General features: G+C 72.0%; 11 protein-coding genes. 6 read left to right on the top strand and 5 right to left on the bottom strand.

Annotated features, from left to right (window positions below; translation table 11 throughout):
* Window positions 1-257 precede the first annotated feature (257 nt).
* Both LN042_RS25155 and LN042_RS25160 read right to left on the bottom strand, forming a co-directional pair.
* Window positions 258-689 (bottom strand): HIT family protein, encoded by a 432-nt coding sequence (locus tag LN042_RS25155; protein WP_230053619.1) that lies wholly within the window; start codon window positions 687-689, stop codon window positions 258-260.
* Window positions 686-1,774 carry an AI-2E family transporter gene (locus tag LN042_RS25160; protein WP_230053620.1) on the bottom strand — a complete coding sequence of 363 codons (1,089 nt, stop codon included), beginning with the start codon at window positions 1,772-1,774 and terminating at the stop codon, window positions 686-688. Before LN042_RS25160 ends, LN042_RS25155 begins: the two co-directional genes overlap by 4 nt.
* Before the next feature lie 216 nt (window positions 1,775-1,990).
* On the opposite strand from LN042_RS25160, the gene LN042_RS25165 reads away from it, so the two are divergent.
* The 4 genes from LN042_RS25165 to LN042_RS25180 all read left to right on the top strand — a co-directional run bounded on the left by LN042_RS25165 (window position 1,991) and on the right by LN042_RS25180 (window position 10,035).
* Window positions 1,991-3,745: a glycosyl hydrolase family 8 gene (locus LN042_RS25165; protein ID WP_230053621.1), complete on the top strand. Its 1,755-nt coding sequence runs from the start codon at window positions 1,991-1,993 to the stop codon at window positions 3,743-3,745.
* 68 nt (window positions 3,746-3,813) lie between these two features.
* Window positions 3,814-6,675, top strand: coding sequence for a glycosyl hydrolase 2 galactose-binding domain-containing protein (locus LN042_RS25170; RefSeq protein ID WP_230053622.1), 2,862 nt, complete (start codon window positions 3,814-3,816; stop codon window positions 6,673-6,675).
* A 145-nt stretch (window positions 6,676-6,820) separates the two neighbouring features.
* Window positions 6,821-8,551 carry a SpoIIE family protein phosphatase gene (locus LN042_RS25175; RefSeq protein ID WP_230053623.1) on the top strand — a complete coding sequence of 577 codons (1,731 nt, stop codon included), beginning with the start codon at window positions 6,821-6,823 and terminating at the stop codon, window positions 8,549-8,551.
* A gap of 128 nt (window positions 8,552-8,679) precedes the next feature.
* Window positions 8,680-10,035, top strand: coding sequence for a glycosyl hydrolase family 28-related protein (locus tag LN042_RS25180; RefSeq protein ID WP_283843899.1), 1,356 nt, complete (start codon window positions 8,680-8,682; stop codon window positions 10,033-10,035).
* Between the two features lie 18 nt (window positions 10,036-10,053).
* On the opposite strand, the gene LN042_RS25185 is transcribed toward LN042_RS25180, so the two are convergent.
* A complete protein-coding gene (locus LN042_RS25185; RefSeq protein ID WP_230053624.1) occupies window positions 10,054-10,644 on the bottom strand; it encodes a TetR/AcrR family transcriptional regulator in 591 nt (196 codons plus the stop codon).
* Between the two features lie 59 nt (window positions 10,645-10,703).
* Between LN042_RS25185 and LN042_RS25190 the strand changes: the two genes are divergently transcribed.
* Window positions 10,704-11,501, top strand: coding sequence for a class I SAM-dependent methyltransferase (locus LN042_RS25190; protein WP_230053625.1), 798 nt, complete (start codon window positions 10,704-10,706; stop codon window positions 11,499-11,501).
* Here LN042_RS25190 and LN042_RS25195 read toward each other — a convergent pair.
* Both LN042_RS25195 and LN042_RS25200 read right to left on the bottom strand, forming a co-directional pair.
* On the bottom strand, window positions 11,486-12,157 hold the full coding sequence (locus tag LN042_RS25195; RefSeq protein WP_230053626.1) for a response regulator: 672 nt from the start codon (window positions 12,155-12,157) through the stop codon (window positions 11,486-11,488). The two genes, LN042_RS25190 and LN042_RS25195, sit on opposite strands and share 16 nt — an antisense overlap.
* Before the next feature lie 5 nt (window positions 12,158-12,162).
* Window positions 12,163-13,791, bottom strand: a complete 1,629-nt coding sequence (locus tag LN042_RS25200) for a sensor histidine kinase (RefSeq protein WP_230053627.1) — start codon at window positions 13,789-13,791, stop codon at window positions 12,163-12,165.
* Between the two features lie 128 nt (window positions 13,792-13,919).
* Between LN042_RS25200 and LN042_RS25205 the strand changes: the two genes are divergently transcribed.
* Complete coding sequence (locus LN042_RS25205; protein ID WP_230053628.1) at window positions 13,920-15,296, top strand: cation:dicarboxylate symporter family transporter; 1,377 nt, start codon at window positions 13,920-13,922, stop codon at window positions 15,294-15,296.
* The last annotated feature ends 40 nt before the right edge of the window (window positions 15,297-15,336 follow it).

A 15,336-nucleotide genomic window follows, 5' to 3' on the forward strand; every position in this document is an offset into this window, starting at 1 on the left:
TTCCGCTGCCGTCATTCTGCCCGGGTCCGCACCGGTGCAGCCGCTTGCGACAAGACCGGTACAGAGTGCGGAAGCCACGGTGACCTGACGGGCGGTCGCCCTGGTCGTCGAGGTGGACTGAGCAGACGCTGCAGCGCGAACTCCGCCCGGTTCGCGGCGGGCGAGGCAACGGCTGCGTCAAGCGGGGCTACCGGAGCAACGGCTGTTCGCCCCCGCGCCGCGCCCACTCGCCCCGAGCCGGCGGTCCCGCCGGCAGCCTAGGCCTCCGGCTCCAGCGCCGTCCGGATCGCCGCAGCCACCCGCTCCGCCGTGGCCTCGTCCGGGTAGCGGGTGCGCGGCCAGAAGAAGCCGCGCAGCCCGTCCTTGGGGTTGCGCGGCACCACGTGGACGTGCAGGTGCGGCACCGACTGGCTGATCCGGTTGTTCATCGCGACGAACGACCCCCGGGCCCCGGTGCCGCGCTCCACCGCCCCGGTCAGCCGCCGCACCCGCTCGAAGAACGGCCCGACCAGCTCGGTCGGCAACTCGGGCAGGGTCGGCACATGGGCGATCGGGACCACCAGCAGGTGGCCCTGGAAGAGCGGCCGGTGGTCCAGGAAGGCCAGCGCCACCTCGTCGCGGAAGACCCGCTGGACCGCCGCCCCGGGATCGGCCAGCAGTGCGCAGAAGGCGCAGTCACCAGGCTTCATGAGGCTCCGTCGGTCGGTCCGTACCGCAGCTCGCAGTACACCGCCCAGATCACCGAGACCACCGGAACGGCGATCACTGCCCCGATCACCCCGGCCAGGATGCCGCCGCCGATCACCGAGAGCGCCACGGCCACCGGGTGGATCCGCACCGCCCAGCTCATCACCACCGGATGCAGCAGGTGGCCCTCGATCTGCCCGATGATCACGATCATCCCGAGCACGATCAGGGCGGTGAGCGGGCCGCGCGTGGCCAGCGCCACCACGGCGGCGATCACCATCGCGATCGGCGAGCCGACCAGCGGGATCAGGGTGGCGAAGAACTCCAGCACCACCAACGGCAGCACCAGCGGCACCTGCAACGCCGCCAGTCCGATGCCCACCAGCACCGCGTTGCTGCCCGCCACGATGAAGATGCCCCGGGTGTAGCCGGCGAAGGTGCGCCAGGCGGTCCGCCCGCCCCGGTCCCAGGTGTCCCGGGCCCCGGACGGCAGCTGCCGCAGCAGCCAGCGCCACATCCGATCACCCGAGTGGATGAAGAAGACGGCGCAGAAGAGGGCGAGCGCCGCGCCCGTCGCCACCTCCACCACGCGCCCCGCCTGGTTGACCGCGGTGTTGATCAGCGCGGATCGGTGGCTGGACAGATAGTCACCGAGCTTGTCCTGCAGCTCCCCGGCGGTCTGCGGGCGGACGTGGAACGGCGCACCCTCCACCCAGCGTTCGATCCGCCCGATGCCCCCGCGGAACTCGTTGACCAGGGTGTGCCACCGCTCCGCGACCGCCGCTCCGATTCCCGCCAGGAGGCCCGCGATGAGCAGCAGGGCGCCCAGGATGCTGGCGGCGACCGCGAGTGAGCGCGGCATCCGACGGCCCAGCAGGTCGGCCGCCGGGCGCAGCACCGAGGTGATCACCAGGGCGACGAAGACGGCGATCACCGGCAGCACCAGCCGGCCGAGCACCTGGACCACCAGGTAGACGGCCACTGCCACGACCAGCAGCCGCCAGGTGTATCCGGCGAACCGTTGCAGGCCGGGCGAGACCTGGCGGACCGGCCGACGCCGCCGCGGTCCCCCGACCTTCGGCGTCACCGGTCGCCCCTGCTCACTGGCTCCATGATTCCCAGTCTGCGGGCCGGGGGTGCGCGGACGATCTCCGGCACGCCGAGGCAGCGGCGACGGGCGCGCGCCCACGGCCCCGGCCCTCCGGTCGAAGCCCGTCCGCCCTCTTGACGGGCCACGCTCAGCCGGAGACCCTAAGGAGCCATCAGGTTAGGAAGCTTTACTAATCAGAGCTCAGGAGCCTGCATGCGCCCCCACGGCAAGCGAATCCGCCTGCTCGCCTCGACGGTGGTGTCAGCCCTGCTGACCCTGCCGCTCACCGCCCTGGCCGCCGCTCCGGCCCAGGCGGCCGCCGTCAGCCATCCGTTCCCCAGCCACACCACCTACAAGGTCGGCGTGCTGCCGTCCACCTCCCAGGCCGGCCGGGATGCCGCCGTCCAGAAGCAGTACGACTCCTGGAAGGCGAACTACCTGGTCCACGGTTGCGCCTCCAACGAGTACTACGTCTCCACCAAGGGCGACGGCGACGCCACCAACAACGGCCCGGTCTCCGAGGGCCAGGGCTACGGCATGAACATCGTGCCCCTGATGGCCGGCTACGACGCCAACGCCCAGACCGAGTTCAACGGCCTCTGGCAACTGGTCAAGGACCACAAGGACCAGTGGGGTCTGATGGAGTGGCAGCTCGACGGCAAGAGCTGCACGTACTACTCCTCGGGCACCCCCGACGCGGCCACCGACGGCGACCTGGACATCGGCTACGGCCTGATCCTGGCCGACGCCCAGTGGGGTGGCTACAGCACCGACGCCAAGGCCTGGCTGGCGAGCGTGTACGCCCATGACGTGGCCCCGGACGGCCACCTCAAGTGCGAGGACGACGGGCCGGACACCGACACCCGCCCCAGCGACCACATGCTGGACCACCTGCGGGCCTTCGCGGCCTACGACACCGCGCACGACTGGAACAAGGTGATCACCCGCACCGAGGCCCTGATCAACGAGTTCACCACCGCGTACTCCCCCAGCGCGGGCCTGCTTTCCGACTTCGTGGTCAACGCCGGCACCACCAGCCCGCAACCGGCCCCCGCCAACTACCAGGAGGACCAGCCGGACAACATCGTCGGCTACAACTCGATCCGGGTCCCCTGGCACCTGGGCACCGACGCGCTGCTCTACGGCGGCGCCACCGCGCTGGCCACCGCCAAGAAGGAGGAGGCCTGCGCCAAGCAGGAGTCCGGCGGCAATCCGCAGAAGGTCTACCCGCACACCAAGCTCAACTGCACGCCGTACACCACCGGCGACCAGGCGGAGGAGGCCGGTGACGCGGTCGGCCCGGCGGCGATGGCGGCCGGCGACCAGGCCTGGACCGACACCCTCTGGAAGTACCTGGCCACCAACCCGTTCGGTGACGGCTACTACGGCGAGACCATCAAGACGCTGGTCTACCTGGTGATGGCCGGTGACTACTGGTCGCCCATCGCCGCCGGGAGCCCCGGCGGCGGCTGCACGGGCACCCAGCTAGTGGCTGACCCGGGCTTCGAGAGCGGCGGCAACAACGCGCCCTGGACGGCGACTTCGTCGCTCGGCTTCAACCCGATCACCGCCGCGACCAGCGCCGAACCGGCCCACTCCGGCAGTTGGATCGCCTGGTTCGACGGCAACAGCACCGCCGACACCGACACCATCGCGCAGACCGTCACCATCCCGAGCGGCTGTACCGCCAGCCTCGGCTACTGGCTCCACACCGACACCACCGAGAACACCAGCACGGCCAAGCCCGACACCTTCAAGGTCCAACTCCTCAACAGCGCGGGCACGGTGCTGACCACCCTCGCCTCCTACTCCAACCTCGACCACAACAGCGGCTACACCCAGCACACGGTGGACGTCTCCGCCTACGCCGGCCAGACCGTCACGGTCAAGTTCACCGGCACCGAGACCGACGCCAACGGCGGCACCACCGACTTCGTCGTCGACGACACCTCCCTCACCACCAAGTGATCCCACCCTCCGACGGCTCCCGGTCCCAGGCCGGGAGCCGTCCCCCGTTCAGGCAGTCAGGAGCTCCCATGGCAGCTCGCGGCAGGAAACTGACCACCGCCGCCTTCACCCTCGGGCTGGCGCTACTCGGCCTGCACCCACCCGGCGGCACGGCCGGCGCGGCAGCCGAGCCGGCCCCGCCGGCGGCCGTCCGCCCGCACCTCCCCGACCCGCCGACCGGTTCCTCGGCCGTGGTCAACCTCGGCGCGGGCAACGGCTGGAAGGTGCAGAGCAGCGCCACCGCCACCCAGTCGGGCAGCCGGATATCCACCCCGGGATTCGCCACCACCGGCTGGCTCAACGTCGCCAACGACGGCGGCGGCGCCCCCGGCACCGAGATCAACGCGCTGCTGCAGAACGGCGGCTGCCCCGACGTCTTCTACTCGACCACCATGCAGGGCTGCTACGGCCGGCTGACCGCGGTCGGCCCGGAGACCCTGGCCCGGTTCAAGGCGCCCTGGTGGTACCGCACGGACTTCACCTCCCCGCCCACCGGGCAGGACGCCCGGCTGGTGCTGAACGGCGTGGTGGGCGCGGCCGACGTCTGGGTGAACGGCACCCGGGTGGCCGACGCCGCGACCGCCACCGGCGCGTACGCGCAGCACGTCTTCGACATCACCGGTCTGCTGCGCGGCGGCGGCAACTCGCTCGCCATCGAGCTGCATCCGAACGATCCGACCAGCATGCTCAGCGTCGACAACGTCGACTGGACCCAGATCCCGCCCGACAACAACACCGGCATCCAGTTCCCGGTGCAACTGGAGACGGGTGGCCCGCTGGTCGACGGGAACGCCCATGTGGTGCAGAACACCGCGGCCGACCTGAGCAGTTCGGCACTGACGGTGAAGGCCGACATCACCAACACGTCGGCCGCCACCCAGAGCGGCACCGTCACGGCCACCGTCACGGCACCCGACGGCGGTCACCCCGTGACGGTCACCCAGGACGTCTCGGTACCGGCCCGCACCACCCGGACGGTGACCCTGCCGGTGGTCACGATCGCCAAGCCGCAGATCTGGTGGCCCTACCAGCTGGGCGGCCAGCCGCTCTACCGGCTCGCCACCGCGGTCTCCCGGAGCGGGGTGGTTCTCAACTCCACCAGCTCCACCTTCGGCATCCGCACCGTGGATTCGGCACTGATCGGCCCGTCGGCCGGCGCGCCCGGCGGTGTGCGGCAGTTCACGGTGAACGGCACCCCGCTGGTGATCCGCGGCGGCGGCTGGGACCCGGACCTCTTCCTGCGCTACGACCCCGCCGACACCGCCCGGCAGATCGGCCTGCTGAAGTCGCTGGGTGTCAACACCGTACGGCTGGAAGGGCACTTCATGCCCGCCGACTGGTTCCAGCAGATGGACGCGGCCGGGATCCTGGTCAACGCCGGCTACCAGTGCTGCGACTTCTGGGAGAACACCGGCTACACCGGCGCCCAGCAGTCGCTCTACCAGCTGACCGCGCAGACCCTCGGCCAGGAACTGCGCAACCACCCCTCGGTGTTCAGCTTCCAGTGGAGCGACAACGCACCCACCGCGACCCAGGAGACGCTGGCGCTGAACGGATTCAAGGCGGCCGACTTCGACGTGCCGTTCGTCTCCTCCGCCGAGTACAACAGCAGTCCGGAACTGGGCACTTCGGGCGAGAAGGAGGGACCGTACGACTGGGTGCCGCCGAGCTACTGGTACGACACCTCGCACTACAGCACCAGCGACCCCACCCAGACCAACGCGGGCGGCTCCTGGGGCTTCGACAGCGAGCAGAGCTCGGGGGACTCCATCCCGACGCTCGACTCGATCAACCGCTTCCTCTCCCCGGCCGAGCAGACCGCCCTCTGGAAGGCGCCGGCGGACAACCAGTACCACGACAACTACGAGGGCACCGGCCACACCGGCTACGCCTTCGGCACCAACTTCAACCTGGATGCCGCCATCACCAACCGCTACGGCGCTGCGACCAGTCTCGCCCAGTACGTCGAGGAGGCCCAGCTGCAGAACTACGAGTCCACCCGGGCCCAGTTCGAGGCCTTCATCGACCACTCGACCGACTCCGCCGCCCCGGCCACCGGCACCATCTACTGGCAGCTGAACAAGGGGTGGCCGACCATGCTCTGGTCGCTCTACAACAACGACGGCGATCAGGCCGGCGCCTACTTCGGCGCCCAGCAGGCCAATCGCCCGCTGCACGCCCTCTACGCCCTGGACACCGGCACGGTGACCGTCGACAACCTCGGCGGCGCCACCCAGTCCGGTCTGACCGTCGAGGCCAAGGTGTACGACACTGCGGGCAAGCTGCTGGACGACCGCAACTCGGCTTCCCTGGCGCTGGCTTCGCAGCAGGTGGTCACCAATGTGCTGAAACCGGCCGTGCCGACGGCCGCGGGCACCGTGTACTTCGTCGAGCTGCTGCTCCATCGGGACGGCGCCGTGCTGGACCGCAACGTCTACTGGAACTCGACCACCCCGGACGTCGTCAACTGGTCCAAGACGCTGGGCCAACCGCAGGCCGTGATGAAGTCCTACGCCGACCTCAAGGCGCTGCGGAACCTGCCGGCCGCCACCGTCTCGGCGACCGCGGAGGTCACCGACCGGCCAGGGCCGGGCGGGGCGGACCGGCTGCTCACCGTGACGGTGACCAACACCTCGACCACCCCGGCGGTGGGGTTCTTCCTCCGCGCGGATCTGCGCCGGGGCACCGCGGCCGGAGACGAGCTGCCCGGCGACAACCAGGTGCGCTCGGCGGTCTGGGGCGACAATGACACCACCCTTTGGCCGGGCGAGTCGCAGACGCTGACGGCGAGCTTCTCCTCGGCCGACCTGCAGGGCGCGACCCCGGTGGTCAGCGTCTTCGGTGCCAATGCCGCCAAGACGGACGTGGTGGCCCGCTCCACTGCCGGGTGACGGCGCGGCCGACGGCTCCCGGATGCGCCCGGGAGCCGTCGGACCGGACATACTTGTCCTCTACGTGGAGGCAGGCCGCGTCCGCTCACGTGATCTTGGAATCGGGCGGACGTCGCGGCGACCCGGCGGCGCGAGGAGGTGGCGGGTGGACCCGGCGGATCCGGACCGGCACGTCGCCGACGGGCTGCTCGCCGCGGCCGCCGCCGATCTGGGCCTCGACGGCGCGGAGCTGCTGGCCGCGGTGGTCGACCAGGCACCGACCGGGCTCGCGCTGCTGGACCGCCGACTCCGCTGGTGCCACCTCAACCCGGCCCTCGCCCAGCTGACCGGCCACCCCGCTGAACAGCTGCTCGGCAGCGCGGTGCGCGGCCGGGCCGCCGAGACCCTGCAGCGGGTGCTCTCCGACGGCCGCTCCCGCACGGTGGCGGCACACGCCCTGCTGCCACCGCCCCGCTCCTGGCGGCGGCCGCTGGCCGTGGTGGCCCGGCGCCTGGAGCTGCACGGGCGGGCCCTCGGTGTGGTGCTGGCGGTGACCACCGCCGACCTGACCCCGGAGCGGCAGGACCTGGAGCACGCCCGGACCCGGCTGACCCTGTTGGACGCGGCCGCCGAGCGGATCGGCACCACCCTGGACATCGGCACCACCTGCACCGAGCTGGCCGAGTTCACCGTCCCCCTGTTGGCCGACCTCGCCACCATCGACGCGCTGCCCCCGGAGACCACGGTGCGCGAAAGCGGGAGCGGAAGCGCGGGTGCGAGCGTTGGCAGCGTGCCCCGGTTGCTCCGCACGGCGATGGCCCAGGCACCGCAGCTGCGCGGCGTGCCCACCCAGCTGGCCCGGCCGGGCGAATCGGTTCGCTACCGGCCCGGCTCGGCCGCGGCCCGCTGCCTGACCACCGGCAAGCCGGTGGCCGCCAACCGGCTCACCGCAGAGGAGCTGGCCGCCGCCGCCCCCGATCCCGCGACCCACGCCGCCTACCGGGCGCTCGGCGTGGACTCGCTGCTCGAAGTGCCGCTGACCGCACGCGGCCAGCTGATCGGCATGCTCTCGCTGGCCCGCACCGCCGGCACCCCGGCCGGGTTCTCCGACGACGACGTGGTGCTGGTCGAGGACCTGGCCGGGCGGGCGGCCCTGAGCATCGACAACGCCCGCCGCTACACCCGCTCCCAAGGCATCGCGCTGGAGCTGCAACGGGCGCTGCTCGCCGAGCCCGGCAGTCCGCACCCCAACCTGGAGCTGGCCTCCCGCTACCTGCCGTCCGGCACCAGCTCGGTGGTGGGCGGCGACTGGTACGAGTCGGTGCGGCTGCCGTTCGGGCGGACGCTGCTGGTGATGGGCGACGTGATGGGGCACGGCGTGGAGGCGGCCGTGGACATGAGCAACTACCGCTCGATGCTGCGCTACGTCGCCTCGACCGACCTGCCGCCGCACCGCATCCTGCGCCAGCTGGACGCGCTGGTCTCGGAGAACGAGTCGGCCCGCCCGGCCACCTGCCTGCTGGCCCTGGCCGACCCGGCCCGGCGGCGCTGGACGCTCTCCAGTGCCGGCCACCTGCCGCCCGCACTGCTCGGCGAGGGCCGGCCGATCGAGCTGCTGGAGGTGCCCACCGGGCCGCCGCTCGGCACCGGCCTGGGCGGCTACGAGCAGACCACCCGGGAGCTGCGGCCCGGCCAGGTGTTGCTGCTCTACACCGACGGGCTGGTGGAGCGGCGCGGCGAGGACATCGACACCTCGCTGGCCCGGCTGGCCGCACTGCGGCTGCCGGTCGCGGGCGACCTGGACGAGCTGCTCGACGCCGCCCTGCACGGCCTCACCCCGCAGGCCGCCGAGGACGACATCGCGCTGCTCGCCGCTCGCGCCCGCCGTCGCCCCTGATCACGGCGATCAGCCCAGCCCGTGTCCGGCCGCCTGCCAGGACCGCTTGACCTCCCGTCAGGTCAACTGCGATCTTGACGGCTGGCACCACCGCCTTCCCAACCGCCACCGACCGGAGGATCACTGCCATGTCCATCACGGGGGACCGCAACGGGCGCCGGGCCCTGCTCACCGGAGCCGTCGCCGGGCTCGCCGGCACCGCCGCACTCGCCGCGGGCTCCGCGCCGGCATCGGCCGCCACCGCCGACGCGCTCGACTGGTACAGCGTCAAGGACTACGCGGCGGTCGGCGACGGCGTCACCGACGACACCGCCGCCATCCAGAGCGCGATCAACGCGGCCCAGGCGGCGGGCGGCGGCACCGTCTACTTCCCGGCCGGGACGTACCTGGTCACCCCGGGCAGCACCGGCCCGGCGCTCGCCGTCACCGGCAACGGCATCAGACTGACGGGCGCGAGCAGCAAGTCCGCGCTGCTGGTGAAGCGCGGCAACGGCCTACTGCTGCGGATGTCCGGCCAGAACGACCCGAGCGGCGCCAAGCACGTGAGGTACTGCTCGATCGAGAGCCTGGGATTCAACGGCAACGGCAGGACCGGCCCGCTGCTGGAGCTGTACTACAACGACAACTCCTACTTCCGCGACGTCTTCATGACGAGCAACAACGATCTCTGCATCGACGCCGTGGAGTTCTGGGACTCGCGGTTCTACAACCTGGTGATCGAGTCCAGCACCGGCACCCCGGACAGCTCCGGTCAGCCCAACATCTGGCTGCGCAATTCCTCCTCGGCCACCGCGGGGAGCTGGGGGTTCAGTCAGGACAACGTCAACCAGATCCACTTCATCGGCTGCCGACTGGAGAACTTCGGCACCGGCGCGCTCTGGATCACCCAGGGCACCTACGCCTACAACAACCCCAACGGGATCTACCTCACCGACTGCAAGTTCGAGACCTCGGCCATGCAGGGCGGTCCGCACCTGAAGGTGGACGCCTCCTGCCGGAGCGTGTACGCCACCAACATCTACTGCTACGCGGGCGGTTTCGCCGCCAACTACGCCACCCCCCAGAACATCATCGCCTGGGCACCGAGTCACAGCGCCCTGGAGAACGTGCTGATCGCCAACGGCTCCACCGCGACCGTCAACTCCGGCGTCGACCTGTATTCGGGCTCCGGCTCAACAGCGGTTCTGCGCAACGTCGTCGGGCAGTACACCAGCCAGCCGACCGGTACCCACATCTACTACGAGCGCGCCAGCACCGGCGACTTCCGGGTGGAGAACAGCTACGGCACCAAGGGCGGCCAGGCGAGCGGCAGCGTGCCCACCACCAACCAGGCCAACCCGCCGCTGCGGCTGGTGGCCGGGCCGGTAAGCGACGCCTCGTTCCCCCATCCGCCGCTGGACGGGACCATGGCGGTGGACACCTTGGACAACCGGCTGTACGTGCGGGTCGGCGGCGTCTGGCGCTGGTCGGCCCTCAGCTCCTGACATCTGACCCGGCGTCACCTAACTCAGCACACCGCCCAGCACCGCGGCCACCATCCGGCGCACCGCCTCGTCGTCCGGGAGTGGCGCGGTGCGGTCGGCGAACAGCAGGTGGCCCGCCCCGATCAGAGTGGGAGCGAGGGCGGCGAGATCGGCGTCGGCCGCGATCCGGCCGCGGTCGCGTTCGGCCGCCAGGTAGTCGGCGACCATGGCGGTGGCCTCCGCCAGCAGCGGCACTCCGCCGGTCCGGCCGGACTGCCGCAGCCGGGCGCGCAGCTCATCGCGGAAGGTGATCAGCGCGACCACGGCCACCGCGACCGACTGGAACACCGCCGTCAGCGCCTCGGCGAGGTTGTCGATGACGGCACCCGTACCGGCGGCCTCGGCCAACTCGGCGGCCTGACCGTCCAGTCGGGCGATCCGGTCGCGCACCAGCTCGGCCAGGAAGGCGTCGAAGTCCGCGAAGTGCCGGTGCAGCACGCCCTTGGCGCAGCCGGCCTCCTCGGTGACGGCGCGACTGGTGAGCGCGCTCGGCCCGTCCCTCAGCAGGATGCGCTCGGCGGCGTCGAACAGTTGCTCGCGAACGTCGCGGATGGCCACACCGGTCGGCATCGGACTCCTCTGCGGCTTGGGTGTTGACGAGTGGGCATGCGCCCACTCATAGTGGGCGCATGCCCACTCTACCGTCAGAGCCCCATCGGCAACGAGCGATCGCGGAGTCCTTCGGTGTGGACGCCGCCCGCTACGACCGCACCCGCCCCGACTACCCGGCGGCCATGGTGCGGCGGATCGTCGAAGCCAGCCCCGGCCCCCTGGTGCTGGACGTCGGCTGCGGCACCGGCACCGCGGCCCGCCAGTTCCGGGCGGCCGGCTGCACCGTGCTCGGCGTCGAACCCGACCCGCGGATGGCCGAGTTCGCGCGGCGCGACGGCCTGGCGGTCGAAGAGGCCGTCTTCGAGGCTTGGGAGCCGGCGGGCCGCGAGTTCGACGCCGTCGTCGCCGGGACGGCCTGGCACTGGGTGGATCCGGTGGCCGGGGCCGCGAAGGCGGCCCGAGTGCTGCGCCCGGGCGGCCGGTTGGCGGTGTTCTGGCACGCGTTCGCCCTGCCGGCGCAGTTGGCGCAGGCCGTCAGCCCGATCTACCGGAAGGTGGCGCCCGACCTGCCGTTCCCCGGGTCCGCCGCGCAGCCCCAGCAGCACTACCAGGCGCTCTGCACCAAGGCCGTCGACGGGATCAACCAGTCGGGCGCCTTCGACCCGCCCGAGCAGTGGCAGTTCGACTGGGAGCGCCGCTACACCCGTGACGAGTGGCTGGACCAACTGCCCACCCACGGCGTCCTCACCCGCCTCCCGGCTGAGCAGCTGGCCCCCGTGCTGGACGGCGTCGGCACCGCGATCGACGAGCTGGGCGGCTCCTTCACGGCGACCTACACCACCGTCGCGGTCACCGCCGCTCACCGCGCCCGGTAGCACAGCTCCGGTCGCCCGACCTGCCCGTAGCGCGGTTCCCGGACGGCCTGCCCGGTGTCCACCAGGTGTTCCAGGTAGCGGCGCGCGGTGATCCGGGAGACCCCGGCCGCCGCGCCCGCCGCCGCGGCCGTCAGGCTGGCGTCGGCCGCGCGCAGCACCCGGGCGACCGCGTCCAGGGTCTCGGCGCTCAGGCCCTTGGGGAGCGGGTTGCGCTCGGTGCTGCGCAGCTCGGCGAAGGCGCGGTCCACCTCGTCCTGTCCGGACGCCTCCCCGGCCCGGTCCAGCGAGGCGCGGTAGCGGGCGTAACGCTCCAGCCGCTCCTGGATGGCGGCCGCGCCGAACGGCTTGAGCAGGTACTGCACCACACCGACCGCGACCGCCTGCCGCACGGTGGCCAGCTCGCGGGCGGAGGTGACGGCGATGATGTCCACCTCGTTCCCGGTGGCGCGCAGCCGCTGGCAGAGCTGGAGGCCGTGCCCGTCGGGCAGGTGCAGATCGAGCAGCACCAGGTCGACCCGGGTCCGCTCCAGGAACCGCAGCGCGTCCCGCGCCGAGTGCACCGTGCCCACCGCGCGGAAGCCGGGCGCCCGGTTCACGTAGAGCGTGTGCGCGTCCGCCGCGACCCGGTCGTCCTCCACCACCAGGACCTCGATCATCCCGCTCACCCCGCCACCACGGCCCGGCAGAGCGGCAGCCGCACGGTCAGCACCGCGCCGCGCTCCCGGCCGACCTCGACGGTGCCGCCGTTGCGCCGGGCCGCCTGGGCGACCAGGGCCAGGCCGAGGCCGCGCCCGGTCCGCTGCTTGGTGGACCAGCCCCGCCGGAAGACCTCGCCGACCGCGTCCGGGGCGATCCCGGGCCCGGTGTCCGCGACCCGCAGCAGCAGTTCCCCGTCCTGGGCACGGGCGGTGACCACCACCTCGGGTGCGGCGCCGTCGCCTCCCGCGCCCTCGATGGCGGCGTCCAGGGCGTTGTCGATCAGATTGCCGAGGATGGTCACCAGGTCGCGGGCCGGCAGCCCGGGCGGCAGCACGCCGTCATCGATCCGGCTGTCCCCAGTCAACCGGAACTCCACGCCGCTCTCGGCCGCTTGAGCGGCCTTGCCCAACAGCAGCGCGGAGAGCACGGGTTCAGCGACCGCGGCCACCACCTGGTCGGTGAGCCGCTGGGCGAGCGCGAGTTCGGTGGTGGCGAACTCCACGGCCTCGCGGTGGCGGCCCAGTTCGACCAGTGACACCACGGTGTGGAGCCGGTTGGCGGCCTCGTGCGCCTGGGCACCGAGGGCCTCACCGAAGCCGCGCACGGTGTCCAGTTCACCGACCAGCGCCTGGAGTTCGGTGTGGTCCCGCAGGGTGACCACAGTACCGAGCGCAGCCCGGTCGCCGATCGCCGAAGTGTTGACCACCACCACTCGGTCCTGGGTCAGGTGCACCTCGTCGTGCACCTGCCCGGGCCCCAGTACCGCGTCCACCAGCGACTGCGGCAGCCCGAGGGAGCCGAACTCCACTCCGGCGTCAGCACTCTGACAACCCAGCAGCTCACGGGCCGCGTCGTTGCAGAGCACCACCCGCCCGGCCGGGTCCAGCAGGATCAGCCCCTCGCGCACCGAGTGCAGGGTGGCCTGGTGGTACTCGTAGAGGTGGCTGAGCTCAGCGGCGCCCATGCCGTGGGTGTGCCGGCGCAGCCTGGCGTTGGTGAGGTAGGTGCCGGCGCCGCCGACCAGCAGTGCGCCGCCCGCGACGCCGACCAGGGCCAGCAGCGGCCCCTGGAGCCGGTGGCTGATCTGCTGCACCGTGATGCCGGCGCTGACCAGCGCGACGACCCGCCCCTGGTCGTCCAGCACCGGAGTGACCGCCCGCACCGAGGGGCCCAGCGTGCCGGTGTAGGTCTCGGTGAAGGTCTGGCCGCGCAGCGCCGGGCCGATGGAGCCCAGGAAGGGCTTGCCGATCTGGGCCGGGTCGCGGTGCGCCCAGCGGATGCCGTGGGTGTCCATCACCGTCACGAAGTCCACGCCGGTGTCGCCCTGCACCCGCTCCGCGTAGGGCTCCAGCACGGCCGTCGGGTCCGGACCGAGCACCGCCTGGCGGACCGAGGGGGCGTCCGCGACCGAGCGGGCCACGGCGGTGGCCTGCCGGCGCGCGGTCTCCCGTGCCTGGTCCGCGGTGGCCAGGTAGGCCAGCAGCGCACCGCCGGCCACCACCACCGCGACGATCACCACCTGCACCGCGAACAGCTGCCCGGCCAGGCTGCGCAGCACCCGGCGCGGTGCGGACGAGAGACGAACAGGCATGTCGGACAGTGTGCCGCACCGGGTGTGAACTCTATGAACGCAAGGGTGACGGGCATCACCGTGACCCCGATAGTCAGAGCACCCCCACTCCCAAGGGCGATCCCCCACCCAGGCAAAGGAGCCGACCCATGTCCGCCTCTCCCACCGCCGTCGGCAGACCGGCCGGACGCGGCGACCGCACCCGGTACCTGTATCCGGCGGTGCTCGCCGCCGTGGTGCTCGGCGTGGTGCTGGGCTTCGCCGCGCCCGGTTTCGCGGTGCAGCTGAAGCCGGTCGGCACCGGGTTCGTCAACCTGATCAAGATGATGATCAGCCCGGTGATCTTCTGCACCATCGTGCTGGGGGTCGGCTCGGTCAGCAAGGCCGCCAAGGTGGGCAAGGTCGGCGGCCTGGCGCTCGGCTACTTCCTGATCACCTCGACGGTCGCGCTGGCGCTCGGCCTGCTGGTCGGCAACCTGCTGGAACCGGGCTCCGGCCTGCACCTCACCCAGGCCCTCGCCAAGGCCGGGCACACCCAGGCCGCGCAGGGCGCCACCCACACCACCGACTTCCTGCTGGGCATCGTCCCGACCACCCTGGTCTCCGCCCTGACCGAGGGCCAGGTGCTGCAGACCCTGCTGGTGGCGCTGCTCACCGGCTTCGCCCTGCAGGCGATGGGGCCGACCGGCGCCCCGGTGCTGCGCGGCATCGAGCACCTGCAGCGGCTGGTCTTCAGGATCATGTCGATGATCATGTGGGTGGCCCCGGTGGGCGCCTTCGGGGCGATGGCCGCTCTGGTCGGGGCGACCGGTGTGGCCGCTCTGAAGAGCTTCGCGGTGATCATGGTCGGCTTCTACCTCACCTGCCTCGTCTTCGTGGTCGTGGTGCTCGGCCTGCTGCTGCGCCTGGTGGCCGGCATCAACGTGCTGGCCCTGCTGCGCTACCTGGGACGGGAGTTCCTGCTGATCCTCTCCACCTCGTCCTCGGAGAGTGCGCTGCCGCGCCTGATCGCCAAGCTGGAGCACCTGGGCGTGAGCCGCCCGGTGGTCGGCATCACCGTCCCGACCGGCTACAGCTTCAACCTGGACGGCACCGCGATCTACCTCACCATGGCCTCGATCTTCATCTCGCAGGCGATGGACAAGCCGCTCCCGCTCGGCCAGCAGGTCTCGCTGCTGGTGTTCATGGTGATCGCCGGCAAGGGCGCGGCGGGCGTCACCGGGGCGGGCCTGGCCACGCTGGCCGGCGGCCTCCAGTCGCACCGGCCCGAGCTGGTCGACGGCGTCGGCCTGATCGTCGGCATCGACCGCTTCATGTCCGAGGCCCGCGCCCTGACCAACTTCGCCGGCAACGCGGTCGCCGCCGTGCTGATCGGGCACTGGACCGAGGAGCTCGACCACGGCCGGGCCCGCCTGGTGCTCCGCGGCGACCTGCCGTTCGACGAGACCGCGCTCGCCGACACCACCGCCGCCGGTGCGGAGCTGCCGCCGCAGGGCGGCGCGGCACCGGAGCTCGCCAACGCCTGAGCCTGCACCGGCTCGCCGGGCCCGCACCGCAGCACGTGCG

Source organism: Kitasatospora humi (assembly GCF_020907985.1).
GTDB lineage: Bacteria > Actinomycetota > Actinomycetes > Streptomycetales > Streptomycetaceae > Kitasatospora > Kitasatospora humi.